Below are 23,360 nucleotides of genomic sequence, written 5' to 3' on the forward strand. Positions count from 1 at the left end.
CCGAACTGAATCGTCGTCGCAGCCCTGTGCCCCACAACCTCATCCGTTCCATGTACAGGTAAACCACCGGTGTGGTGTACAGGGTCAGCATCTGACTGACCAGCAGCCCGCCGACGATCGAGATGCCCAGGGGGCGGCGCAATTCCGAGCCCGTGCCACGCCCCAAGGCTAGGGGTAGTCCCCCCAGCAGCGCCGCCATCGTGGTCATCATGATAGGGCGAAAGCGCAGCAGACAAGCCTGGTAGATTGCCTCGTTGGGGTTGCGACCCTGGGTGCGTGAGGCCTCCAGCGCGAAATCTATCATGATAATGGCGTTTTTCTGCACGATTCCGATCAGCAGGATGATCCCGATGAGCGCCACCACGCTCAGTTCGGTCTGGCACAGAATCAGCGCCAGCAGGGCACCCACTCCGGCCGAGGGCAGGGTGGACAGGATCGTGATCGGATGGACGTAGCTTTCGTACAGCATGCCCAGCGTGATGTACACGCTGATGATGGCCGCCAGGATTAGCAGCGGCTCACTGGCCAGAGAAGCTTGAAAGGCCTCCGCATTCCCCGAGAAGCTGGCGATAATATCGGCTGGCATGCCCGTCTCGCGAGTGACCCGTTGAATTTGGGTTTCGGCCTGTCCGAGGGAGACTCCGATGGGCAAATTGAAGGAAAAAGTGACGGCGGGAAACTGTCCCTGATGGTTGACCGCCAGTGCCGTGGAGGAGGGTTCGTAATGGGCAACAGCGGCCAAGGGCACTTCTCCGCCTGATTTGGTACGCAGGTAGAGCTGTTGCAGCGAGGCGGGGTTCTGCCAAAAGCGCGGCGCCACTTCCATCACGACGTAATACTGGTTGAGAGCGGTGTACATGGTGGAGACCGGGCGCTGGCCGAAGGCGTCGTAAAGCGTATCGTCGATCTCCTGCTGGGTGATTCCCAGCCGTGCTGCGGTGCGCCGGTCGATCACGAGCGTGGCGTCCAGGCCATGGCTTTGCTGATCGCTGTTGAGGTCGACTAGTTGAGGCAATTGATGGAGCTTGGCGAGCAGTTTGGGGGCGTAGCGGTTGAGTTCGTCAAAATCGTCGCCCTGCAGCGTGTACTGATAGTTGGCGTTGGTCTTGCGCCCGCCGACCAGGAAGTCCTGCGAGGCCTTGGCGTAAAAGCTGCCGCCCGAAAAATGCGCCAGCCGCTTGCGCAAACGCGCCAAAATGACGTCCACGAAGGCGCCGTCGCGCCGATCGCTCAGCGGTTTCAAGGTAATGAACATGAAGGCGATGTTGGTGGTTCCAGGGCCACCCGCCCATCCGCTGACGTGCTCGATATCGGGGTCCTTGCGTAAAATTTTAACCAGCGCCTCGAAGTGTTGGCTCAAGGCTTGAAAGGAGATGTCCTGGTCGGCCACCAGCGAGGCGGTCACCCGCGCGGTATCCTGCTGTGGAAAAAAGCCCTTGGGAATGATGCGGTAGAGATAGACGTTGAGCCCCACCGTGGCCAGCGCCAGCGCTAGGATCAGACGAGGGTGGCGCAGCACCCAGGACAGGCTGCGATCGTAGCCACGCAACAAGGCCTGGAAGAAGCGCTCGCTGAAACCATAGAGCGCGCCATGGCGCTCCTCGGCGGGCGGATGGAGCAAGCGCGCGCACATCATTGGGGTGGCGCTGAGCGACAGGCACATCGAGACCAGGATGGCCGCCGAAAGCGTGACGGCGAATTCGCGGAACAAGCGGCCCACTGCTCCGCCCATCATCAGGATTGGGATGAAGACCGCGCATAGCGAGGCGCTCATCGAGAGCACGGTGAAGCCGATATTTCGGGCTCCCAGTACCGCCGCTTCCAGAGGGTGGTGGCCTAGTTCGATATAACGGGTGATATTTTCCACCACCACGATCGCGTCATCGACCACAAAGCCGGTGGCAATGGTCAGCGCCATCAGCGAAAGGTTGTCCAGGCTATAGCCGAGTAGGTACATGATGGCGAAGGTGCCCACCAAAGCGACTGGCACGACGATGCCGGGGATGGCGGTCACGCGTGGACTACGCAGAAAAAGAAACACCACCATCACGACCAGAAAGATCGAGGTCAGCAGGGTGCGTTCGGTGTCGTGCACCGAAGCTCGAATAGAGACCGTGCGATCCAGTACCACCTCCAGCCTGATCGTGGGGGGCAAGGCGGCTTGCAGTTGGGGCAGGGCGGCGCGGACCCGGTTGACGGTGGCGATGACGTTAGCTTGGGGCTGGCGAAAGATGATCAGCGCAACTCCGACACGGCCGTCAATAAGTCCGATGTTGCGCACGTCCTGGACCGAATCGATCACGGTGGCGACGTCGCCCACCCGCACCGCCGCTCCCTTGTGGTAGGCGATAATCAGCGGTCGATAGAGCGAGGCCTTAAGCAACTGATCGTTGGCCCCGAGGACGATCGCGCGCCGACCGTCGGCGATCAGCCCCTTGGGCAGGTTGGCGTTAGCCGCCGCCAGCGTGCTGCGCACCTGCTCCAGCCCGATGCTATAGTTGGAAAGTTGGGCGGGGTTGAGTTCGACCCGCACCGCGGGCAGGGTTGCGCCGCCGACCAAGACTTGGCCCACCCCCTCGATTTGCGATAACTTCTGCGCGATTATCGACTCGGCGATATCCGCTATCTGACCGGCGCTGGCCACGGAGGAGGATAGTCCCAGCATCAAAATCGGCGCGTCGGCTGGATTTATCTTACGATACGTCGGATTTTGCGGCAGGGTGGTGGGCAACTGGCTGTGCGCTGCGTTGATGGCGGCCTGCACGTCGCGCGCGGCGGCGTCGATATCGCGGTCGAGATCGAACTGCATCACGATCGTGGTCGCCCCCAACGTGCTGGCCGAAGTCATTTCAGTCAGACCTGCGATGCGTCCAAACTGCCGCTCCAAGGGGGTGGCGACCGAAGAGGCCATGGTCTCGGGGCTGGCGCCCGGAAGCTGAGCCTGGACTTGGATGGTGGGTAGGTCGACCTCGGGTAGGGGCGCCACAGGCAGCAGATTGAAGGCCACCGCCCCGGCCAGGGTGACGGCTACCACTAGAAGGCTGGTGGCTACCGGCCGATGGATGAACGGATCAGAGATGCCCATCGACGTGCCGGTTGGCAACGGCGCGGGGTGCACGAGAGCTCAACTGAGCATGGCTCGACAAAGGCCTGCGCTGCCTCTTAAGAAGCCAATTCCATTCGACGCGATCCACAACCACACGCTTCGGTAGCTGAAACAAAGGTTTGCGCTAACAAAGCAGGTTTCATCCCTCGCGAGCAACACCCGCGACCTTTTCGGGTCAGGAAAAAAGTTGGCATGACCTGCTTCGCATCCTTGCTTACAAAGACAGCGCTTTGGCTACCGCTTCACGGTGGAGAGGAGCGTTGCCGAAGTTGGCTTCACCCGCTAGGGCGCGGCGATGAAAGAGCTGGATGTCGTGCGCCCAGGTGAAGCCGATCCCGCCATGGATTTGAATCGCCTCGCTGGTTACGTTCTTGGCCGTATCCGAGGCATAGGCCTTGGCCATTGCCACCGCCGCCCCGGCGTCTGGGCGCTGTTCGGCCAGGGCCCAGCATGCGTAATAAGTAAGCGAGCGGGCGTTCTCGACCATCATCAGCATGTCTACGCATTTGTGTTTGATGGCCTGGAAAGCGCCAATGGGATGGCCAAATTGCACCCGCGTTTTGGCGTAGGCGACGCTGAGATCCAGCGCTCGCTGCGCCACGCCCACCAGCTCCGCGCACAGGCCGGCGGTGGCCAGCTCCAAGCTCCGTCGAATGACTGGCCAGCCTCCGTCGCGCGGACCCAAAAGCGCCGCTTCGCCCACGGCCACGTCATTTAATGTCACCGCGCACAGCTTGCGGGTGCTGTCGATACTGGGTTGGGGCGTAATGGTGACTCCGGTGGTCTGAGTCGGGACTAGAAATAGACTAATACCCTCCTGGCCTTGCCCCGCAGTGCTACGCGCCGCCACCACCAGGGTTTGCGCCACCTGTGCGTCCCAGACCATTAGCTTGTGACCCGACATCACCCAACCGCCGGCGTCTGCTCGGGCGCGCATCTGGATCGCCGCCGGTTCGTACAGCGCCGTGGGCGCTTCCGCAATTGCCCAGCTGACGATCGATTGACCGGCGGCGCAAGCCGGTAGCAATTGCGCCTGTTGCGTCGGCGTTCCGGCCGCGGCAAGGGCGGGTGTGCCGAGCAGGACGGCGGTAAAAAACGGCCCCGGCATCAGCGCGTATCCGGCTTGTTCAAGCACCACGGTCAGGTCCAGGAAACTGCCGCCGCTTCCCCCATAAGCCTCGGGGATGAGCAGTCCGGTCCAGCCTAGCTCGACCAGCTGTGTCCACAGCGCGGGATCCAGCGCGGTGGGATCGGCCATCATCCGGCGCACCAAGCTGATAGGGCATTGCTCGCTAAGAAAGCGGCGCGCGCTTTGGCGCAACATTTCCTGTTCGGACGAAAAGCCGAAGTCCATCAGAGCTGTCCTCGCCTTTGGGTGCGGGCCTCTAAAGCCTCCATAATGATGTGTCAACGTTAGCCCAGCGCCAGCCGGAAAGCGATCAAGCTCGATACAATTGCCCTTAAGCCTTGAAAAGTTGGGCCTGAGGGTGGTTTACTCGAATCGGCGCTAGGCCTTTGGGGAAAGGCCGTACCGCTTAGTCTCGCGATCGGGATGGGGGCGATAGATGGCCAAGGGTCATCTATCGCGAGCGTGATGGATTGTTCGGTGGGATGAACATTGGCGCGTTCATATTGCGCTGGCGCGTGGTGCTGGGGGCGCTCATTGTAGCCGGCACGGTCGTCATGGCGGCGGCCGGGTTCAAAATCCGAATCGGAACCCAGTTCATCGATCTTTTTGCCCGCGGCCATCGCAATGTCGAATTGACCGAGCAATACCGCGGCTTTGGCGGCCATCCCACGGTGGTGGTGATGGTTACGGTCAAGCACGGCGATATCTTCAATTATGCGACTTTGGACAAGCTGCGCGTCCTGACCCGCGAGATCGACTGGCTGCCGGGCGTCAATCACATGGAGATCTTTTCGCTGGCCTCCTTTCGTTTGGTCCACATGCAGGCGGTACCTGGCGGCTTGTTGTTACATCCGTTCATGTATCCGGGTGTTCCTCATACTCCCGGCCAATTGCTCGCGCTCAAAAAGAGCGTGTTGGCCAATCGTGGCACGCTGCTTCATCTGATCAGTGCCGACAATCGCAGCGCGATCGTCAGCGCCGAGATCAATGACGAAAACCTGGACTACGGCGAGTTCTATCGTCAGCTTCGCGGCTTGGTGCTGCGCAATCAAGATGCCAACCACACCCTCTATCTGAGCGGCGAGCCGGTCATTCGCAGCTACGCCTACCATTATTTGTGGGCAATCGAAGCGGTGTTTGCCGCGGCCTGCCTGATCGTCATCCTCATCTTCTATCTGATCCTGGGCGCCTACTCGTGCTGGTGGGTGCCGCTGCTCACCGGCCTGCTGTCGGCTTGCTGGGGCCTGGGTTTCGGCGGCTTTATGGGCTACACCTTCGATCCCCTGATGCTGGTGGTGCCCTTCATCTTGACCGCCCGCAATCTGAGCCACGGGATTCAATGGCAGCGGCGCTACTACTCCAACCTCAACCGGCTGGAGGATCGGACCGACGCCTGCGTCACTACTGCCGAAGAGATGTTCATCCCCGGCCTGGTCGCGATTACGGCGGATGTCACGGGAATTGTCTTCATGTCCTTTTCGGGTATTCCGGTGCTCGACGAGCTGGCCCGCACGGGGACCTTATGGCTGGCCTCCAGCCTGTGGACAGTCTTCATCTTCCAGCCCATCTTGATGAGTTATCTAGTAGTCTCGCACGAGCGCCGCGGCGAACTGGCCGAGGGCTTGCGCCGGCGTCTGGAGGACTTCGGCGAGCGGGTGCTGGAATTGCCGGTTACTCCCGGCTGGGGGCGGCGCACACTGTTAGGTGGTTCGCTGATGCTGTTGGGGGTCGGCGCAATCGCCGCGATGCGCGTCCCGGTGGGTTACAACATGCCTGGCACGCCTTTGTACCGCGCCGACACTCGGGTCAATCTGGACTGGGCGGCGATCGCCCGCAAATTTCCCATCGACGAGGGCTGGGTCGTGGTAACCACTCCGGCCTATCCCGATCCGCAATCGGTACTGAGTCCGCGCGTCCTGCGGATGATCGACCGGCTCCAGGCCTACCTGCTGCTTGATCCGCAGGTACGCCAGGTCATCTCCTTTGGCGGTATCGTCAAGAGGTTGAACCAGAAATTCGACTACAGCTATCCCAAATTCGTCGCGCTTCCCAACTCGATTACCTTGGCGGGCAATTTCTGGGCGATGTTTCGGGGAGCCTCGGCGCCGGGCGAGATGGATGACTATTTTTCCAACACCATGGGTACCGACACCTGTATTCGAATCCTGCTCAGCGACCATAGTCAGCAGACCTTGGCCCGCCTGAGCCGACGGTTGGCACGGTTCCAGCGGCGCTATGTGCGCTCAGATCCGGCGCTGTCGCACGTGCGGCTGAACTTTCTAGGCGGCACCGCCGGCCTCTACGCTGCCGCCAACGACGTGCTCTACCGTACCCATCTACTCAATTTGGCAATGGTGCTGGCGTGCGTGCTGGTCTTCAGCTCCGTGCTTTTTCGCTCGCTGCCGGCCGGCGCGATGTTTGTCTTTTCCTGCCTATTGGCCAATTTTACCGCCTTTATTTATATGCGTCTGGTCGGCATGGCGCTGACTATCGATACCGTGCCGGTGATATCGCTGGCGATCGGCCTGGGGCTGGATTACAGCATTGCCACCGTCTCGGCGATTCGCGCGCAAGTGGCCTACGGCTATGATCTGGACAACGCGATTCGGGTGGCCTTGCGCAACGCGGGGGAGAGTGTGTTCTGTACCTTGTTGGTGATGATGGGATGCCTGATGCCTTGGCTGCTTTCGCCCGCCCTGTTCCATCAGCACATGGCCGCGCTGCTGGCGGTTCTGATTGCCACCAACGCGCTGGCGGGGATTTTCATTCTGCCGTCGGTAATTTCTGCCTCGCGTATGCGCTTCATCACCCGCTGCGAACTCAGCGAAGAGTCGGCCAAGCTCTCGGAGGTTACGGCCACGGCGAGTTGAGGCTGGCGGTGGCCGAAGCCCTGCTTCGTGTCGCTTCTCCTCCCGCGCGCAGGAAAAGGGTTGCGATGAAGGTTTGCGCCGCCACCGCGCAACGCGCGCTGTCTTCCGTCGCCTTGCCCTGAAGCTGGATCGCGGAGAACGCAGTCTTGGCGTACTCCATTTTAACTTGCATTGTTGTGTAAACTTGGGCTTGCGTCCAGCAAGTATTGCAATTGCATTGTATCCAGTTGAATTACTATTGCTGCAAAATAAGGCAGTGCGCCAAATTTCATAATTTTTAAGTTTTCCCGCGGACCGGCTTGACTTGGCGATCTAGCGCGATTGGGATGTTTGCTGGAAGCCTCAGGAAAGGAAATCGGTGGGTTCGATGGGTGAGAATTACAGCGGCGTTAGCTCCAGTGCGCGAATTCGTTTTCGAGCATTGACGGTCCAAGCGTGATTCGGGCGCGAGTCTGGGATAAGGGCAAGGGAAATTGACCCGCGACACGAGGCTACTTGTAGATCCCTCAAGCGGCCAATCGCTGGTCTGTCATTATGCGCCCAGCGTATGCAGCGAGCGCAGTCTTAGGATCTTGAACAGCTTGGCGAGCCTCGGTGTAGCGGCGCGCGAAGGCGAGCCAGCCCGGTACCGATTTCCCATGATCGCGACGTGCGCCACTTACTTACGTGGCGCGACGCTGGCTCGTGCGCTTTGAATAGCGGGTTGCCTGTTAGCCTTGAGCGGCTGTGCGTTTTCGCGCGGCGACCTGGGCGTGCCCTTTAGCGCCAACGATCTGGCGAGTATTCAGGACGGTCGCACCAACGAAGCTCAGGTGGTTGAACTCCTCGGCGCTCCCGACAGCATCAAGGAAATCGGCCAGCATCAAGTATTTCATTACTATCGCTACACGCTCAAACACGCCACGGTGCTGGTCTTTACCCGGGTCAATATCGCCAGTGACGACCTATATATATTTTTCGATCAGGACGGGGTTGTGACCCAGGTGCTGGCGGGTAATCAGACCAACAACCTTAAGTTTCAGTTCTGGCCGTTTGGCCACTGAGAGTGATGTCCGGTCTTGTAAACAACCTAAACAACGCATCGCACGGGTGGCATCCCGTCTTGAAAATGTGGACGCTATGACCTGCATGCAGGCCTTACCTGCCGATTCTTGTCCTTGCGGCCGCAGGGAGAGCACTCGGGCTAGTGAGGCGCGAGTTAGCCGGAGCGTCGAGAGTGGCTTGCGAGTCGCCCCCGCGCTGGCAAAGCGATCGCAAGCAAGCGCGCAGGCATCTTGCAGGTCAAACAAGCGTGCGTTGCGTCGGGCGAATCAATGGAGCGCTTGGGCTTTGCCGATTGCGATCCTCGTTTTGAGCGCGGCCGGCTGCACGCCGATCAGTTGGACGAGGGTCACCATAAACCGTCCGCTGCATCCCGCCGACGTGGCCTTCATCAAGCCTGGCAACACCAACTGGAGCACCGTAATGGCGCGGCTGGGCGCGCCCAACGACCTGATCCCCAGCGCGGACGGGATAGTCGCCAACTACTATTACTACGACGGCAAGCATTTTGGCGTCGATTTCGGATATCCGCTGAACTTCGTGGGACCGCTCTCGTATGCCCCTCACAGCATGGTACTGCGCAATCTGGGGGTCGGCTCCGACGAATTTCAGGTCGCCTTCGATACCCACGGCGTGGTCCAATACGCCGCCTTCTCCAGCGGCAGCGCGGCCGCCAAATACAAGCTCTGGCCGTTCCACGGCTCGCACTTGCCATGAATGCCGGGGCACCAAAAAAATCCGGTTGCGCCAACCGAAGGTTCGAACACTGCTTTCAACCAGTTGCTCAGGGGGTTTCAAATAAGTGACTGGCTGGCCGGGCCTTGAATGTTGGATTCGGTGTCGTCGCTTCAGATGTTGCGCGGAATGTTGGACGTGTCGGTTTAATCCGTTGCGTGGGGAGGTCGCGAACTGATGACCAACTCCCCCATGATCTGTCACCCGACGTTTGTTCGCTGACCCTTAGCCCATGATTTGCCATGGGGGAGAAAGCGGTAGCGGCGTCTGCCCAGCTAACTTGCAAACTAGCTGAAGCGCGCGGTGGCGGTCCCGATTACCAACCGCTCTCCCTCTTCGTTTTCCAACCATAGATCCAGCTCGGCGGTGCGCTGTTGGCTATCGGTTTGGGTGACGAATCCGTGCAAGGTGACGGTGTGATCGGGCAGTACCGGCGCGCGATAAGTGACTCCTATCCGCCCCAGCCGCCCACCGCCGGCGCGAGCCCAGTCAGTGACCAGCTTGGCGAGCAAGCCCGCGCTCATGTTGCCCGGTACGATCATTCCGGGCAGTCCTTCCCGCCGCGCAGCGGCGTCATCGGTGAAGCGCGGATGGTCCATGCCGGCCATCAAGGCGTAGCCACGCGAGCGCTCGCGGGTGATATGAACCGCCACCGGACCCAGGGCTTCGCCCACTTCGATCTGCTCGAATTTGTTCATCGGTTGCGCTGGATGAAATGGTGATCAATGTGGGCGACCACCTGTTGATTTTGATTTAGCACGGTGGAACGGACGATCACGAAAGCCATCGGACCGCTGCGCCCGGTCTTTTCGTAGATCGCCTTGATTTGCGAGACTAGCCGGAGTTGGTCGCCGGCGCGCACCGGTTCCAGCAACTCCAGGTCGCGACCGGCGTCCATCATATTGTTGGCCAGGCGCGGTATGTGGCCGAGGAAGTCCTTGCCGGTGCGCAGAATCAAAACATAGCTGGGCGGCGCGCTAAGGCTGCCAAAGGGGCCCCGCCGCGCCGCCTCTTCGTCGAGGTAAAGGGGGTCTTCTTCGCCCAACGCCGCGCAGTACTCGCGAATCTGTTCGGCGCTAACCACCACCGGTTCGGTATCTTCGAAGACCCGGCCGATTACCGCCGGATCATAGTTAAAATGTGCCATCGAATGCCTTTCGCCCTATTAGGTTGCGCTGGCGCGCGGCACGGGCTGGCGCGCGGGGCGGAAATCAACCGCGCTGAAGTTGCCCTGCTTTAGTTCTTCAACCAACTGTTCGCTGGTGCGAATAGCCTTCTCGAAGCGGGTTGCGCACAAGCCAATCAGGCTGACCAGATGAGAATCGGAGCCGCCTGTGCCGCGATAGCGATACTGCTCGATAAGCGCGGCCGCGCGCTCGTCCTCGCCCTTGCGCGAGCCGCCGTTGAAGCGTTCGACCGCGACTATGTTGTGCAGGGCTGGGGCGTGGGCGTAATACTCGCACAGGCCCACGGTGGGACGCCCAGGATGGCAAGGGACGACCGCTCCGCCGAGTTCCGCCACACCGTCGATCAGCTCCTGGGCGGGCAGCCTGATGTTCTTGAAATCGAAACGGCGCACGATGTCACGGTTGACCCCGAACACCAGCATGTGGCCGTAATCGGTCTCGGCTTCGCAGGCATTGAGAATCAGTAGCCCGTATTTATCTTCCAGCGCGCGGTAATCAGCCGCGGCGTTAAACTGGCGATGCTCGGTCAGCACGATCCCGTCCAAGGGGCGCTCATGCCGGCGCAGCGCGATCCACTTTAGATAGGCTTCAACCGGGGCGCGACTATCGTCGGAGGCTTCGCTATGGCAATGCAGATCCAGCGTCGTGCTCATGGTCAAGCCGGGCGCGCGGGACGAAAGTTGACCAGCGTGATTTCCGCCGTGGCGGGCGTATACACCGCTTCCACTTCCATGCCTATTCTAACTTCCTCGGGCGCACAGTCGACCAGGTTGGCCAGCACTTTCAAACCCTCCTCGATCTCCACGTAGGCCACGATGTAAGGCGTGCTCTCGCGAAAACCGGGGAGCGGACTGTGGTAGGTGACCGCGAAAGTATACACTCGGCCGCGTCCCGTCGCTTTGCACCATTGGGGATGGGGCGCCAGGCAGTGACAACAGAGCGCGCGTGGATGGAACTGGCTGCGCCCGCACACCTGGCAGCGTTGAAAGTACAACTCGTGCCGCTGTAGCGCCTCGAAGTAGGGCCGGTTTTCGGCCTCCAGGTAGGGAAGCGGCTTGAGGTAGGGTCGGGCGTCGGCGTCCGGCATGGTGGGCCTCCGTACCTATGAGTTGCTCAGCAGCATGGTGGCCGCGCCATGGCGATAACCAAGGTTGCCGCCGATCCCGCTTACTATTGCGGTACGCAAGGGCTTCCTGACCTGGCGCGCGCCGCATTGGCCGCGCAACTGACGCACCGCCTCGATTAGTAGAAAGATTCCGCGCATCCCCGGATGGTTGGAGGACAGGCCGCCCCCGTCGGTATTGACCGGAAAGTCGCCATCCAGCCGCAGCCGGCCGCCGCTGACAAAGTCGCCGCCTTCGCCCGGCCGGCACAGGCCTAGCGCCTCGATTTGTGCCAGCACAGTGATCGTAAAGGAGTCGTAGAGCATAGCCATGTCGACGTCTTTGGCAGACATTGCGGCGCGGGCGTAAGCATCGCGCGCCGAGCGGGTGGTGCCCAACTCCAGCAGATCGCGGAGGCCTCCGCCGGCGTGTCCCACCGACTCGCCGTAGCCACGAATGGCGATGGGCGGCTGGCGCAAGTCGCGGGCCCGCTCCATCGAGGTTACCAGCACGGCTCCAGCACCATCGCTTACCATGCAGCAGTCCAGCAGATGTAGCGGCGCGGCGATCATCCGGGAGGCCAGCACGTCGGCGACGGTTATCTCGTCGCGATACTTGGCCTCGGGATTGAGCGAGGCATTGTAACGGGTGGCCACGGCGATTTCGGCCAGTTGCTCGGAACGCGTGCCGAATTGGTGCATATGGCGCTGCGCGACCATCGCATAACCGTTGATCACGGTGGGTCCGTAAGGATTCTCGTATTGATCGGCGGGCGCGGTGCTGCGGCCGCCGCCCCCAAGCCCGGTGCCCGGTTGCGAGGCCGCCACCGAGCCATAACAGATAAGCGCCACCTGGCACAGTCCGGCGGCCAGCGCGGCCATCGCATGTCCGGCGTGAGCCACGAAGGAGACCCCGCCGATATTGGTCGAATCCAGGTAGGAGGGATACAGGTTGAGGTAATCGCACAGGGTGAGCGAATCCATCCCGAAGCCGGCAAAAAACAGCCCGTCGATGTCATTTCGCTTCAAACCAGCATCTGCCAGCGCGCCGCGCACGCTTTCGCCGATCAGCTGGTAGGCGCTTTTGCTGGGTGCAAAGCGGCTGGGATGTTCATAAACCCCGACGATTGCCGCGCTTTTGATGCCCATCGCCCCGTTCCTTAAAGCTGCGCGACGAAGCGCTCGATCTCAGCGTTGATTCGTGCCGGCTGTTCCACGGTCAGATTGTGCGAGGCATCGGGCACGATTACCAGCCGCGCGCCCGCAATCCGGCTGGCGATGAACTCGGCGTCGGCGGGAGTCGTGATGGTGTCTTCCTGCCCGGTCATTACCAGAGCGGGGCAAGTGATACGATCCAATTCCTCCCGCAGGTCGACGCGCGTGCAGGCCAGCAGATCGTAGTAGCGTACCCGCGGGTCGGTCTTGAGCTGCTCGCGCCAGGTTTCATCGATTACCGCCGGATTTTCCGTGACCGTGCGAGCAGCGAAGCCTGCGATGCTTTTTTGCGGCAAGGCGCGCCCCTTGAAAATGGCTTCGGCGGCGGTGATCAGCTCCGGCGGCAGATTGAAGCGGGCTGCCGCCGCCATCGGTATAACTGCGCGGGTGCGGCGCGGATAACGCAGGGCAAACTCCAGCGCGATGGTACCGCCGATCGAGCGGCCGGCGATAACCGCGCTGGGAAGGGCGAGCGCGTCCATGAAGGCGGCTATCCAGCGAGCGTATTCGCCCACGCTATCGCAGCCGCGCACCCCGTCGGAGCGGCCGTGGCCGGGTAGGTCCAGCGCGATGGGACTGTGCGTCGCGCCTAGCGCTTCCAATTGATAGTGAAAACTGTGGCCGTTTTGGCCCGAGGCATGGATAAAGACAATCGGGACGCGGCCAACAAAGGGCGGTGTGACGTCGGGCGTGGTGGTCGGGCCGACATAGTAATAATTGATTGCCTGACCGTTGATTTCTACGTACCTGCTGACCATGCGACAACCGTATCCATAGCTATTGAGTCGGCACAGTGCTTGTCAAATGGCTGGGCCGTGGGGTCATCACCGCGTCCAGCCACCAGTAGAAGGCAGCCCACCCGCGCCAGCCCTCCCAACGCAGGGCCAAATGGCGCACTTGGGCTTCGCTGGCTAAGCCACCCAACCCGTAAGCTTGGCCAATGACCCGGCGTAGGCCAACGTCGGCGGCGGCGATGACGTCGGGAAAGCCCAGCGTGCGCAAGAGCAGGTATTCCGCGGTCCACCGTCCTATTCCTTTGAAGCTAGTCAGCCGCGCCAGCGCCTGATCGACCGGCAAGGTGGCCAGCACGCTGAAATCCAGCGTGCCCGCTACCAAGGCCTGGGCCGCACCCAAGATGTAGGCGATTTTCTGTCGGCTGTACTGGCGCTCGCGCAGCAATTGCGGATCGAGCTCGAGCACCGCGGCGGGGCTGGGAAAAAGCAGATAGCTGTGTCCGTCGATCTCGAGTCGCCGCCCGCACAACTCGATGAGCGCCATTTTGAGCCGCCGCGCAAAAGCCAGATTTATCTGCTGGCACAGGATACCCCAAACCAGAGCCTCGAACGGATCGATAATGAGCAACGGTCGTAGCGCGTGGTAGCGCTCGACCACGGTAGCCAGCACGGGCTCGCCCGCGATGGTCTGCCGGAATGGGCGAGGGTCGACGTCCAACGCGAAGGCACGAATGACCAGGCCCCTGATCTGCTCCAGTCGTTGGGCGGTCAGCCCCGCGCCGACCACTTCAAGCTCAAGTCGCGGCCGGCGCACGCTCCCTATGGAGCGCAGGGCAAGGGCGAAGTCGTAACCGTCGAGCGCGATCGCGCGGCGCCAGACTCCGTCTTCGATCTGTTCGATCACCGTAGCTGGCCAGGCGCGCAGGTAGCGCAGGGCGAGGTCGAAATCGAAGGGCTCAATCGCCTGCAGCACGATCTGGACCCGGGCTGGCGCATGAGCGGCTGCCGCGTGGACTGACCGGGAGTTAAGCGTGCTCAAGGGAGCCTTGCGCCTGTGCTTCCGTGGCGTCACGCCTTGGTTTTTAAGCACTCGCACGTTGTCTTCGAGACGGGTAGTGACCGATCTACAAATCCTATCGAGCAGCGAGGGTTCCTCCTCTTTTCTCATATCTCGCCCTGCTCAGGGAGAGAAGATTAAGGGCCAGTCTTTTTACGCGAGGTGCTGACAGGGGCCTGCAGCGGTATCGCTGGCGGGCTTTTTTCCGCACTTGGTGTGTGCTGGAGGCTGGCAAGGCGGCTAAACGCTTGCGAACAACGGTGCGTTGGGCGCATAAGTGGCGAAGAGGGCAAGTCGCAACACGGGAGGGTGTAGCCATGGCCAGCGCACGCATCTGGGATCGCTTCATCACCGAACGGGACCGGCGAATTTTCCCGGCCGCGGGATTCGGCCGGCGCGGCGGATGGGGCAAGAATCCCGCGCTGGTCATTATCGATGTGACCTACGCTTTTACCGGCGAAGGCGAGCCGTTGGAGGAATCGATCAAGCGCTATCCGCTGAGCTGCGGTGCGGAGAGCTGGACCGCTATCCGCCACACCCAGGTCTTGCTGCAGGTGGCACGGCAGGCGGGAATCCCGGTTTTTTATACCCTTAGCGAACATCGTCGCGACCTGGCTGACGTCGGTGGCTGGAATCGCAAGGGTTCGGGCTCGGGCCATCCCAGCATGCTGGAGGGGAGCAAAGGCGGACGGATTGTCCAAGAGCTGGAGCCGCAAGCGGGCGAGATGGTAATTTCCAAGAAGAAACCCAGCGCGTTTTTTGGCAGTCCACTGGTCTCCTACTTAATTGATCGCGGAATCGATACCTTGATCATTACTGGTTGCACTACTAGCGGCTGCGTGCGAGCCTCGGTGATTGACGCCTTCTCACTCAATTATCGACTGATCATTCCCGAGGAATGCTCGTTCGATCGGGGTGAGGCGTCGCACGCGATCAATCTCTTTGACATGCAGCAAAAATACGCCGACGTGGTGCCGACCGCCGAAGTGATCGAGCATCTGGCCGGCGACCTGCCGCGCGCGGCGCAAGCGGCGCTTCAAGCCGCCAAGTAACGCCATCATTGTTAGCGGTGCAGGGGGCAGGGTGCAGTCCAAAGGCTGCATCTCCGCTTGCTGCACCTGCTTCTCTTTGACGTAAGCACGTCTCATCTGTGCTTAACTTGCCTTTGCCATTGGCATCTCGCTTGCTCCACTCCCCTGCGAACACGCTAAGCTGAATCCGCAGACCGCAGTCAGGATATCGGCATCCAGCTCTAGCGAGTGGTGAGCCTAGGTTTATGATTGCATTGCTGTTAATCGCAATAATCGTTTTCGCCCTCAGTCAGCGCCGGCGCTATCGCCGCCAGCTCTATGGCGACCGCTGGACGCGCAAGGTGGAACGCTGGCAGCAGCGCTATCGCCGCTTCGACGGATGGGGCGAGGGTTGGCAGCGCTGGTCGCATGCCGCCCAGACCCAGACGGACAGCTCGGCGGCGGGCGCGCCCGCCCCAGGTGGCTCGACAGCGGAGGTCTATGAGCGCGCGCGCCGGCGTGCGCTGCATCAGGCGGGCTTTTACGTCCACCTAATGTGGTACGGCATCGTGATCGGCGGCTTGTTTTTGCTAAACGAACTGACTTCGCGCAGCTTTCAATGGTGGGTCTTTCCGGCGGCGGGATGGGGAATCGGCCTGGCCAGCCATTTCTGCGCGGTTTACGGCTGGAGTTGGGTTCACGATCGGGTGTTCGAGCCCGCGGTTAAACGCGAAGTGCAGCGCGAGGTCAATCGGGAAAAGGAAGTCCTGCGTACCGAGAATCAAGCTTCGCTCGACGAATTGGCTGCCACCTTCGCCCACGAGATCCGCAATCCAATTGCCGCCGCGCGAAGCCTGGTCCAGCAGATGGGCGAGGATCCGCGCTCGGGCGAAAACGTCGAGTACGCCAAAGTGGCGCTGGACGAATTGGCGCGAGTGGAACGCAGCGTCTCTCACTTGCTCAAATACGCCAAGGAAGAGGCCTATCAATTCGACATCGTCAATCTGGCCACTGTGCTAGATCAGGCGGTGACCCAGATGCGCAGTAAGCTGGAAACCAGCCGGGTGGAGGTGATCCGCAGCTACCTAAGCGGCCCGGCCGTGCGGGCTGACGCCGACAAGCTGCGGCAGGTCTTCGCCAACATGATCGACAACGCCATCGATGCGATGGCGAATAACGCCGCCGCGCGCCGCTTGGAGCTGATTATCGGCGGCGCTCCCGGGCAAGCTGTGGTGACGATTCGCGACAACGGCTGCGGCATTCCAGCCGACAAGCAAGGCAAGATCTTCAACCCTTTCTTTACCACCAAAAGCGAGGGCACAGGATTGGGGCTGGGAGTGGCCAAAAAAGTGATGGACGCCCATCGCGGCCGAATCGAAGTCCAGAGCACCTTGGGCGTGGGAACCCAATTTATTCTGAGCCTGCCGCTGGCCGAGCGGGCTCGAGCCTGGAATGAAACCCAGGTTCAGGCGCGCGGACAAAGCGGCGCCGTCGTGGCGGCGGATGGCTCGTCCGAGGCCGCTTCTGGCGTTGCCCCCACGCCGCGTACCAGCGAGGGCTGGTCATGAAAGGTCGTCTTCTAATCGTTGACGACGAACGCGGCATCCTGGTTGCGCTCAAGGGATTGTTCACCAAAGAGGGCTACGAGGTCGAAACGGCGGAATCGGGCGAAGAAGCGCTGGCCAAGGTGCAAGCCGCCGGTTGCCATGTGATGGTCACTGACCTCAGCCTGAAGGGGATGTCGGGGATGGAGTTGCTGCGGGCTGTGCACGAGATGCAACCCGACTGCGCGGTCTTGATGATCACCGCTTACGGCAACCAGCGCATCGCGGTGGAGGCAATGAAAGCGGGGGCGGAAGATTATCTGCCCAAGCCCTTTGACAATGATGAACTGCGCATCAAGGTGGCCAACGTGATGCGCCGCCAGCTGTTGCGGCGCGATTACAATCGCTTGCGCGAACAGATGGAACTGGAGCGTGGCCGTTTCGCCGGGATGATCGGCCAGTCGGCGGCTATGATTCGCATCTTCGAGACTATCGACAAGGTCGCGCCCACCGATGCTACCGTGCTGGTGCGCGGCGAATCGGGTACCGGCAAGGAGTTGGTGGCGCGGGCCATTCACGCCCGCAGCCCGCGCGCCGCTCGCCCCTTCGTCGCGGTTAACTGCGCCGCCTTCTCGCGCGAGCTGGTAGAAAGCGAGCTGTTCGGCCACGAAAAGGGCGCTTTCACCGGTGCGGTGGCCCGCCGCGAGGGCAAGTTTGAGGCCGCCGACGGAGGCACGCTGTTTCTGGACGAAATCGGAGATATGAGCCTGGAGACCCAGGCCAAGCTGTTGCGCGCTTTGCAGGAAAAGCGCTTCGAGCGGGTCGGCGGCAACCATCCGCTGGCGGTTGACGTGCGCATTGTTGCCGCCACCAACCAGGATTTGGAGGCGATGAGCGGACAAGGTCGCTTTCGCGAAGATCTCTACTACCGAATCAAGGTGGTCGAAATTCGGGTGCCGCCCCTGCGCCATCGACGCGAAGATATTCCCTTGCTGGCGATGCATTTTCTGGCCGAGGCCTGTCAGCGGTACGGTACCGGGCCGCGCACGCTGAGCGCCGAAGCGATGCGGGCCTGCGTGGAGAATCCCTGGCGCGGTAATGTACGCTCGCTCAAGGCGGCGCTGGAGCAGGCGGTAATTTTATCCTCGACCGCCGAGATTAGCGCAGCCGATCTGCTGGGCGACCCGGCCATGCCCGCCGACCCGGCCGGCGAGGACGCTGCGGCGGAGCTGAATTTTCGCCAAGCCAAGGAAAAATTCGTCCGTCACTGGGAGCGCGAATTTTTCATCCGCGCGTTACGCGCCAGCGGTGGAAATATCTCCCGAGCAGCCGAGCGCGCCGGGATGTATCGCCAAAGCTTTCAGCAAAAGTTGCGTGAGCTGCAAATCAGCCTGCCTGCTCTCGGCCTGGAGTCTGAGCCGCAATAAAGCACCGGGTTGGCGAGTTAGAGCGGGCACGAAATCCCGCGAAGGAGTACACCATGTTTATTCGGCGAGTGAGTAATCTGTTTAGCGGAAAACTGAGCCGTTGGCTCAAGCGGCGCGAAGCACGCGACCCCGAGGCCGTATACGAGGCCGCTATCAACGAGCGCCTGCGCCGCTACCAGCAGCTCAAGCAGGCGGCGGCCGGCGTGATTTTCATGCGCGAGAAATTGGAGCGCGAGCTTAAGCAAAAGAGCGCGGAGCTGGGCGAGATCCAGGAGCAAACACTGCAGGCCGCGGATCTCGATGAAGATGGCTGCGCCCTGATTCTGATCCAGCGCCAGCACGAATTGGAAGCTGAGAATTCCCGCCTGCGCGCAGAGCTTAACCAGCTCACGGCGGAGGCCGAACAGGCCAAGCATAATCTGCTCGGTTTCAAGCACGAGATCGACCGCCTGCGCCGAGAAAAGACCACCATGGTGGCGCGGCTGCGCAACGCGCAGGCCCGCATCCGCATCCAGCATTCGCTCGAAGAACTCTCCTACGAAGACGACGTGCGTGCGTTGAACGAAGTGCGCGATTCGATCCATCAGACCCTGGCCGAAGCCGGGGTACAGACTGAGCTGCACGGTTCGGAGATCGACCAGAAGCTGGAGGAGATCAAGCGCCGTGCCGCACATAGCCGGGCTCAAGCCGAGCTGGACGAGCTCAAGCGACGCCGGCGCCTGCCGCTGGCTCCGCTCAACGTGTTTGAGAACCAGCGCGTGGGCGGAGCGGTCAGCTAGCAAGCGGCGATTGGCGTTACCCAAGCTGGATCGATCAGACGGCGGGGCGCATGATGGATGCGTCCCGCGGCGGAGGCGGGTTCCCCATGGTGATGAAGTTGTACGATCTCTGTGCGGCCGAGCGCGAGCGTCGCTTCAGCCCTTATTGCTGGCGTATCCGCCTGGCCTTGGCGCATAAGGGGCTTGCGGTTGAGACCATTCCCTGGCGGCTGACCGATAAGGCGGCGATCGCCTTTGCCGGCTCGACCACCGTGCCGGTGCTAGTGGACGGCGAGCGTAGCGTGGCCGATTCCTGGGCGATTGCCAACTATCTGGAGGACACTTACCCAGAGCGTCCTTCGCTGTTCGAGGGTGCGGGCGGCCGTGCCGCCAGCCGAATGATCGCGCAATGGACCGAGAGCGTGGTTCATACTGGGCTGGCACGCTTCGTGATGCTCGACATCTACCATCACCTCGATCCCGCCGACCGCGATTACTTTCGTCGCTCGCGCGAGCAGCGGGTGGGCGCAACTTTGGAAGCCTTTTGCGCGGAACGTGACCGCCATCTGGATGACTTTCGCAAGAGCCTGGAACCACTGCGCCGAACCCTGGGATTGCAGAAATACCTGGGTGGTGACCATCCCTTGTTCGCTGATTACCTGGTTTTTGGTGCCTTCCAATGGGCGCGCGCGATTAGCCCCTACAGAGTGGTGGAAGGCTCCGACCCGATCGCGAGATGGCGCGAGCAGATGCTGGATTTGTTCGACGGTCTGGCACGGAAGGCACCCGGCTACCCGCTGTAAACCTGTTTGTTGCGGCGCCGCCGCGAGACGGGCGAGAAGTGCAAGCCTGCGGGCGTCCGCCGGTGCCGCCAACCGCGCCAATCGGTTGAGAAATCGGGAAGAAGTCGGAGCAGCCGGCAGACTCAGTTCGAGGGGGGCGGCGTACGATTCTGGACTGAGCGCAAAAAGGCTGCCAGCGCGCCGGCATCGGGAGCAAGCTCCGGAAAGGCGCGCATCTGGTGCGTGTTGCGCTTAGGCCGATAGCCTGGCGGATAGGACAGATTGGCCAGCCGATCGCGGATCAATTCGCGCGAGGAACCGGCAACGGGAGGTCCCAGCAAGCCCGGCAAGTTAGGATCGGGATTGTGGCATTGGGTGCAGTTGCTCACGTAGATCGCGTGACCTTGCGCCACCGGGTTGGAAGCCTTGGGACTAGAGCAGGCGAGCAGGGCAATCGCGATCCCCGCCAGCATGAGGACTCGCAGATACGCGGCAAACCGCCTGGGACCCGGCTGATCGATGCCGTAGGCCGGGGTCAGTCGTTCGTGGGCCAGGACTCTTCGGCTTCGCGCGCGATCGAGCGCATTGGTGGCGACGGCCAACGGTGCTGCAGTCCCAATTTCTTTTGCAAACAGTGCCAAACCTGGCTAAAAGTACCCCGGGCACGCCTCTGTTCGCGGCGCATATCCAAATCAGGATCGTTGACTTGGCCCGAGCCGACTCGCGGCAATCTGAGCTTCAATTCCACCGCCCCAGCCCTCCCAACGGGTTACCGCTTAAGCCTAACCGGGCACGCGCGTATAGTCAAAAGGACTTGCCTTCGAGTCGTAACGGACTGAAACTAGTAAGCAGTGCGCAATGCTGGTATCCGGCCAGAACGTCAAACTGGTCCAAGGAGGACTCCGATGCGCAAGTTGCTTTTGATTCTCGCCATTACCCTCTGCCTGGGGAGCTGGGCCTGCCAAAAGACCACCGAGGCTCCGCCCTCAACCGCCAATCCCAACGCTTCCGCTGCTCCGGCCGCACCCGCCGCTCCGCCCACGTCGGCTCACAACGCCTCTCCGGCGGCGGCCAGCGGAGAAGCATCACCCGCAGTGGCCTCGCCGCAGGCCTCTCCTAGCTAACAGCGGTAACGGCCAGGGCGGGCCGGCCTAGCTGTGTTATTGGCCGGTCCGCTCCCTCGACAGCGCGTCCGTGGATAGCTGTGCCACCTGAGTCATGATCCAGTTGAAATGCTGGTCCTCTTCGGGTTCGACTTCATCAAACTGCACATTGCCGAAAGTGCCGTGCAGAATAAAGACGTGCCAAGAGAATAGCTAGCCGAGCCCTACCTCCTCAGGCTCCGCCGCGGGGGGAGCCGATGCGATTAACGATGGCTGGATACCCAGGCTAAGTTGCGCCCCATCGGAAAATCATAGTAGCCGCCGCGCGCCCCGTAGCGCTGATAGGGAGTTGCACAGCCCGTCACCTTCAGGGTAACAGCTATACCTCCGATGAACAGGTCCGGGCCTCGCTCCTGTACCGATGTGCGGAAGTGACCCAGGCCCGCGGCTACGGATTTTTCATCATCCGCGCCCGTCCCGACCCGTTGCCGCCTATGGCGAGCAGCAATGCGCCGCTTGCCGGCGTGGGCACCGGCGACTCGGCCTATCGGAAAGAAGCGATAATCGAAATGTTCAAGCGCAAGGGGGCCAACGCCAAGGCTTACGACGCCCGCCAGACCCTTGAATATCTCGGTCCTCAACTAGGATTATCGCCGTGGCGGCGCCATCGCGACTTCAATTCGGCTGGTTGGGGGTGTGCGCGCTCGTCCTGGGCTGATTCCGCCTCGCGCTAAGCGGGGCGGATCGCGTTAATGCCAGGGGAGCTTGATGGTTTCGGTGGCGCCAGTTTCGTCGTTAACGACCAGTACTTGCAGCGCCTGGTAATTGCCTTTGGGAAAGAAGACATAGCCGCCCACGCTGAAATCCTTGCGGACCTCGGTGGCGGGCAAAGCGAGGGCTCCGATCTGCTGACTGGCTTGGGACTGAGCCTGTCCTGGCCCCATCATCGCGCCACTGAGCGCGCTTTCTCCCGCGCCAAGCACCCCGCCCAAAGCCGCGCCTGGGCCCACTCCGCCGAACACGGCGCCGCCGATCGCCCCTAACGCGGCGCCAATGCCGCCGCCGATTAATCCACTGGCCGCACCGCTTTTCAGCGCCGAGCTCAGGCTCTCACTGCCGCCGGCCTGACGCGCCGCTTCGGCCGGAGGAATTGGGGCGATGCGGTTATCGGTAGCATCGATCGCGAAGATCTGGCTGGGCTGCACGCTGCGCCCTACCTCGGTTCCGTTGGCGAGCGAGACATAGACTGGGACTACATCGCCAATCGGTTTGCCGGCCTGGGCTCTCACCGAGAGGTCACCCTGAATTGGGGTTGCGGCGACCTTGGGGGTGTTGGACAGCGGCGCACTGGCGATCGCGCAGGCGTTCACCATCAGGGCCAGCCAGCTCAGGCGGAAGTGCCACCAGTGGCCTCGCGCACGTGCCCGCACCGGGGCACGGGTTTGGGTTCCTTGCAAATAAAAGCGCTTCACGGCTCCTCTACTAGCGCTAGTGTATTGGCGCCGGCCGGGGCGAGCCATAGCCTGGCTCTGGAGTCGATCGCTAAGGCGGAAGTCGGCGAATCCCAGGGTAAGGCCAAAGTGACGAAGCTACGATCGCGCGGCACGAAATGAATTAGCCGCGCTGGCGAGGTTTCTTCATACCAGACACTGGTGCGGTCGATTGCAATGGCGCAGGGATGGGAGTTGGGGCCGCCGGGCGAACGCCATTCCTTGAAGGCGTGACTCACCAGGTCGAAAGAAGCCAACTTGCCGACCGCGGATTCAGTGAAGTACAAAGCCGTGCCAGAGATGGCCATCGCGCACGCGCCGGCGCCGGGTGTGGGAATAGGATACTGAGCGAAGCGATCAGTGCGAAGATCGAATCGCCCCAGCCAATTGCGCCTGCGCAGGCAATAGTACAGCCCTCCGTCGCCACCATCCACCAGTGTCTGAGGCCTGCTGCCGGGTTGGGGCAGGGCGAAAGCCACGCCCTCGCCGCTAGCCGGCTCCAGCATCCCGATCGCGCCTGCATCCGGCGCGCTAAAATAGATTCGCCTCCCGATGACGACCGGGATGTCGGGAGCGAGCCCCTCCACGGTGGGAAATTCGCGAAGTTCGCCACTGGCTGGCGCTAAGCGGCCGATTTTGCGTGCTCGCGCTTCGGCGAACGTCACCCAGCCGTCATTGCTCCAAGTCAGACCGCGCAAGCCGGCGTGGGAGCTGGGTACCTTGAAGGTTCGGATCACTCCGCTTACTTGGTTAAGCTGGCCGATTTGGTCGCGGCTGGGCTGGGTAAAATAGACCATCGCGCCAGGGCCAAGGGTCAAATCGCCGGCGGTGGCGGCAAGAATGAAGCTGCGCAAGCAGGGCATCGCCGCGCCCATTATCCCGACCATCAAAGGCAGCAGCGCGAGTTGCCAAAGCCGCATGCATTTACAACAGCGCGTACAGTTGGCAATGGTCAAGCGGTGAAGGAAAATCAGCGCCAGGCTAAATACCAATCGCGCTTGGGCCGGTGATTTGCATTTCCTGATGAATCGATCTAGGCCTCAGCGGGACGCGTTGCCTGAGTTGGACCA

General features: G+C 61.6%; 23 protein-coding genes. 10 read left to right on the forward strand and 13 right to left on the reverse strand.

What is annotated here, in order from left to right; genetic code table 11:
* Together VKV28_17080 and VKV28_17085 are read right to left on the reverse strand one after the other, a co-directional pair.
* A partial coding sequence (locus VKV28_17080) for an efflux RND transporter permease subunit (protein ID HLH78517.1) occupies positions 1–3,085 on the reverse strand: 3,085 nt, incomplete at its 3' end.
* 235 nt (positions 3,086–3,320) lie between these two features.
* On the reverse strand, positions 3,321–4,460 hold the full coding sequence (locus tag VKV28_17085; protein ID HLH78518.1) for an acyl-CoA dehydrogenase family protein: 1,140 nt from the start codon (positions 4,458–4,460) through the stop codon (positions 3,321–3,323).
* Positions 4,461–4,717: 257 nt separating this feature from the next.
* Here VKV28_17085 and VKV28_17090 point away from each other — a divergent pair, with 257 nt between their 5' ends.
* Positions 4,718–7,105, forward strand: a complete 2,388-nt coding sequence (locus VKV28_17090; protein ID HLH78519.1) for an MMPL family transporter — start codon at positions 4,718–4,720, stop codon at positions 7,103–7,105.
* Here the strand turns inward: VKV28_17090 and VKV28_17095 are convergent.
* Complete coding sequence (locus VKV28_17095; protein ID HLH78520.1) at positions 7,086–7,265, reverse strand: hypothetical protein; 180 nt, start codon at positions 7,263–7,265, stop codon at positions 7,086–7,088. The two genes, VKV28_17090 and VKV28_17095, sit on opposite strands and share 20 nt — an antisense overlap.
* 592 nt (positions 7,266–7,857) lie before the next feature.
* On the opposite strand from VKV28_17095, the gene bamE reads away from it, so the two are divergent.
* Together bamE and VKV28_17105 are read left to right on the forward strand one after the other, a co-directional pair.
* Positions 7,858–8,148 (forward strand): outer membrane protein assembly factor BamE, encoded by a 291-nt coding sequence (gene bamE / locus VKV28_17100; protein ID HLH78521.1) that lies wholly within the window; start codon positions 7,858–7,860, stop codon positions 8,146–8,148.
* 286 nt (positions 8,149–8,434) lie between these two features.
* Positions 8,435–8,863 carry a hypothetical protein gene (locus VKV28_17105; GenBank protein HLH78522.1) on the forward strand — a complete coding sequence of 143 codons (429 nt, stop codon included), beginning with the start codon at positions 8,435–8,437 and terminating at the stop codon, positions 8,861–8,863.
* Positions 8,864–9,168: 305 nt separating this feature from the next.
* Here the strand turns inward: VKV28_17105 and VKV28_17110 are convergent, their stop codons facing one another.
* Genes VKV28_17110 through VKV28_17140 form a run of 7 tightly spaced genes read right to left on the reverse strand, consistent with a single transcriptional unit; the run spans position 9,169 to position 14,287 of the window.
* Entirely contained in the window at positions 9,169–9,579 is a 411-nt protein-coding gene (locus VKV28_17110) for a MaoC/PaaZ C-terminal domain-containing protein (protein HLH78523.1), read from the reverse strand.
* Complete coding sequence (locus VKV28_17115; protein HLH78524.1) at positions 9,576–10,028, reverse strand: MaoC family dehydratase N-terminal domain-containing protein; 453 nt, start codon at positions 10,026–10,028, stop codon at positions 9,576–9,578. Before VKV28_17115 ends, VKV28_17110 begins: the two co-directional genes overlap by 4 nt.
* A gap of 18 nt (positions 10,029–10,046) precedes the next feature.
* Positions 10,047–10,721 (reverse strand): PHP domain-containing protein, encoded by a 675-nt coding sequence (locus tag VKV28_17120; GenBank protein HLH78525.1) that lies wholly within the window; start codon positions 10,719–10,721, stop codon positions 10,047–10,049.
* Between the two features lie 2 nt (positions 10,722–10,723).
* Positions 10,724–11,155, reverse strand: coding sequence for a Zn-ribbon domain-containing OB-fold protein (locus VKV28_17125; GenBank protein ID HLH78526.1), 432 nt, complete (start codon positions 11,153–11,155; stop codon positions 10,724–10,726).
* Between the two features lie 15 nt (positions 11,156–11,170).
* On the reverse strand, positions 11,171–12,319 hold the full coding sequence (locus VKV28_17130; GenBank protein ID HLH78527.1) for a hypothetical protein: 1,149 nt from the start codon (positions 12,317–12,319) through the stop codon (positions 11,171–11,173).
* 11 nt (positions 12,320–12,330) lie between these two features.
* Positions 12,331–13,143 carry an alpha/beta hydrolase gene (locus tag VKV28_17135; GenBank protein ID HLH78528.1) on the reverse strand — a complete coding sequence of 271 codons (813 nt, stop codon included), beginning with the start codon at positions 13,141–13,143 and terminating at the stop codon, positions 12,331–12,333.
* Positions 13,144–13,162: 19 nt separating this feature from the next.
* Positions 13,163–14,287 (reverse strand): AlkA N-terminal domain-containing protein, encoded by a 1,125-nt coding sequence (locus VKV28_17140; protein ID HLH78529.1) that lies wholly within the window; start codon positions 14,285–14,287, stop codon positions 13,163–13,165.
* A gap of 206 nt (positions 14,288–14,493) precedes the next feature.
* On the opposite strand from VKV28_17140, the gene VKV28_17145 reads away from it, so the two are divergent.
* From VKV28_17145 to VKV28_17165, 5 genes are all read left to right on the forward strand, one after another.
* A complete protein-coding gene (locus VKV28_17145; GenBank protein HLH78530.1) occupies positions 14,494–15,228 on the forward strand; it encodes an isochorismatase family protein in 735 nt (244 codons plus the stop codon).
* Positions 15,229–15,452: 224 nt separating this feature from the next.
* Positions 15,453–16,754: an ATP-binding protein gene (locus VKV28_17150; GenBank protein ID HLH78531.1), complete on the forward strand. Its 1,302-nt coding sequence runs from the start codon at positions 15,453–15,455 to the stop codon at positions 16,752–16,754.
* Entirely contained in the window at positions 16,751–18,157 is a 1,407-nt protein-coding gene (locus tag VKV28_17155) for a sigma-54 dependent transcriptional regulator (protein ID HLH78532.1), read from the forward strand. Before VKV28_17150 ends, VKV28_17155 begins: the two co-directional genes overlap by 4 nt.
* Positions 18,158–18,210: 53 nt before the next feature.
* A complete protein-coding gene (locus tag VKV28_17160) occupies positions 18,211–18,936 on the forward strand; it encodes a PspA/IM30 family protein (protein ID HLH78533.1) in 726 nt (241 codons plus the stop codon).
* Positions 18,937–19,022: 86 nt separating this feature from the next.
* The gene (locus VKV28_17165; GenBank protein ID HLH78534.1) at positions 19,023–19,718 is read left to right on the forward strand and encodes a glutathione S-transferase family protein; all 696 of its coding nucleotides are present in this window, start codon (positions 19,023–19,025) and stop codon (positions 19,716–19,718) included.
* A 122-nt stretch (positions 19,719–19,840) separates the two neighbouring features.
* Here the strand turns inward: VKV28_17165 and VKV28_17170 are convergent, their stop codons facing one another.
* Entirely contained in the window at positions 19,841–20,299 is a 459-nt protein-coding gene (locus VKV28_17170; GenBank protein HLH78535.1) for a hypothetical protein, read from the reverse strand.
* 303 nt (positions 20,300–20,602) lie between these two features.
* Here VKV28_17170 and VKV28_17175 point away from each other — a divergent pair, with 303 nt between their 5' ends.
* Positions 20,603–20,821, forward strand: a complete 219-nt coding sequence (locus VKV28_17175) for a hypothetical protein (GenBank protein ID HLH78536.1) — start codon at positions 20,603–20,605, stop codon at positions 20,819–20,821.
* 410 nt (positions 20,822–21,231) lie between these two features.
* Positions 21,232–21,534: a hypothetical protein gene (locus VKV28_17180; GenBank protein ID HLH78537.1), complete on the forward strand. Its 303-nt coding sequence runs from the start codon at positions 21,232–21,234 to the stop codon at positions 21,532–21,534.
* A gap of 15 nt (positions 21,535–21,549) precedes the next feature.
* Here the strand turns inward: VKV28_17180 and VKV28_17185 are convergent, their stop codons facing one another.
* Both VKV28_17185 and VKV28_17190 read right to left on the reverse strand, forming a co-directional pair.
* Positions 21,550–22,272: a hypothetical protein gene (locus VKV28_17185; protein ID HLH78538.1), complete on the reverse strand. Its 723-nt coding sequence runs from the start codon at positions 22,270–22,272 to the stop codon at positions 21,550–21,552.
* A complete protein-coding gene (locus tag VKV28_17190; GenBank protein ID HLH78539.1) occupies positions 22,269–23,210 on the reverse strand; it encodes a hypothetical protein in 942 nt (313 codons plus the stop codon). Before VKV28_17190 ends, VKV28_17185 begins: the two co-directional genes overlap by 4 nt.
* Positions 23,211–23,360: the final 150 nt, after the last annotated feature.

The organism is Candidatus Binataceae bacterium (assembly GCA_035294265.1).
GTDB lineage: Bacteria > Desulfobacterota > Binatia > Binatales > Binataceae > DATGLK01.

Excerpts from the sequence above, each read along its gene's own strand:
- VKV28_17125 (HLH78526.1), bottom strand. The coding sequence starts at position 11,155 with ATGCCGGACGCCGACGCCCGACCCTACCTCAAGCCGCTTCCCTACCTG.
- VKV28_17120 (HLH78525.1), bottom strand. The coding sequence starts at position 10,721 with ATGAGCACGACGCTGGATCTGCATTGCCATAGCGAAGCCTCCGACGAT.
- VKV28_17175 (HLH78536.1), top strand. The coding sequence starts at position 20,603 with ATGCGCAAGTTGCTTTTGATTCTCGCCATTACCCTCTGCCTGGGGAGC.
- VKV28_17085 (HLH78518.1), bottom strand. The coding sequence starts at position 4,460 with ATGGACTTCGGCTTTTCGTCCGAACAGGAAATGTTGCGCCAAAGCGCG.
- VKV28_17165 (HLH78534.1), top strand. The coding sequence starts at position 19,023 with ATGGTGATGAAGTTGTACGATCTCTGTGCGGCCGAGCGCGAGCGTCGC.
- VKV28_17150 (HLH78531.1), top strand. The coding sequence starts at position 15,453 with ATGATTGCATTGCTGTTAATCGCAATAATCGTTTTCGCCCTCAGTCAG.
- VKV28_17140 (HLH78529.1), bottom strand. The coding sequence starts at position 14,287 with ATGAGAAAAGAGGAGGAACCCTCGCTGCTCGATAGGATTTGTAGATCG.
- VKV28_17190 (HLH78539.1), bottom strand. The coding sequence starts at position 23,210 with ATGCGGCTTTGGCAACTCGCGCTGCTGCCTTTGATGGTCGGGATAATG.
- VKV28_17090 (HLH78519.1), top strand. The coding sequence starts at position 4,718 with ATGAACATTGGCGCGTTCATATTGCGCTGGCGCGTGGTGCTGGGGGCG.
- VKV28_17145 (HLH78530.1), top strand. The coding sequence starts at position 14,494 with ATGGCCAGCGCACGCATCTGGGATCGCTTCATCACCGAACGGGACCGG.
- VKV28_17135 (HLH78528.1), bottom strand. The coding sequence starts at position 13,143 with ATGGTCAGCAGGTACGTAGAAATCAACGGTCAGGCAATCAATTATTAC.
- VKV28_17110 (HLH78523.1), bottom strand. The coding sequence starts at position 9,579 with ATGAACAAATTCGAGCAGATCGAAGTGGGCGAAGCCCTGGGTCCGGTG.
- VKV28_17155 (HLH78532.1), top strand. The coding sequence starts at position 16,751 with ATGAAAGGTCGTCTTCTAATCGTTGACGACGAACGCGGCATCCTGGTT.
- VKV28_17095 (HLH78520.1), bottom strand. The coding sequence starts at position 7,265 with ATGGAGTACGCCAAGACTGCGTTCTCCGCGATCCAGCTTCAGGGCAAG.
- VKV28_17115 (HLH78524.1), bottom strand. The coding sequence starts at position 10,028 with ATGGCACATTTTAACTATGATCCGGCGGTAATCGGCCGGGTCTTCGAA.
- VKV28_17160 (HLH78533.1), top strand. The coding sequence starts at position 18,211 with ATGTTTATTCGGCGAGTGAGTAATCTGTTTAGCGGAAAACTGAGCCGT.
- VKV28_17130 (HLH78527.1), bottom strand. The coding sequence starts at position 12,319 with ATGGGCATCAAAAGCGCGGCAATCGTCGGGGTTTATGAACATCCCAGC.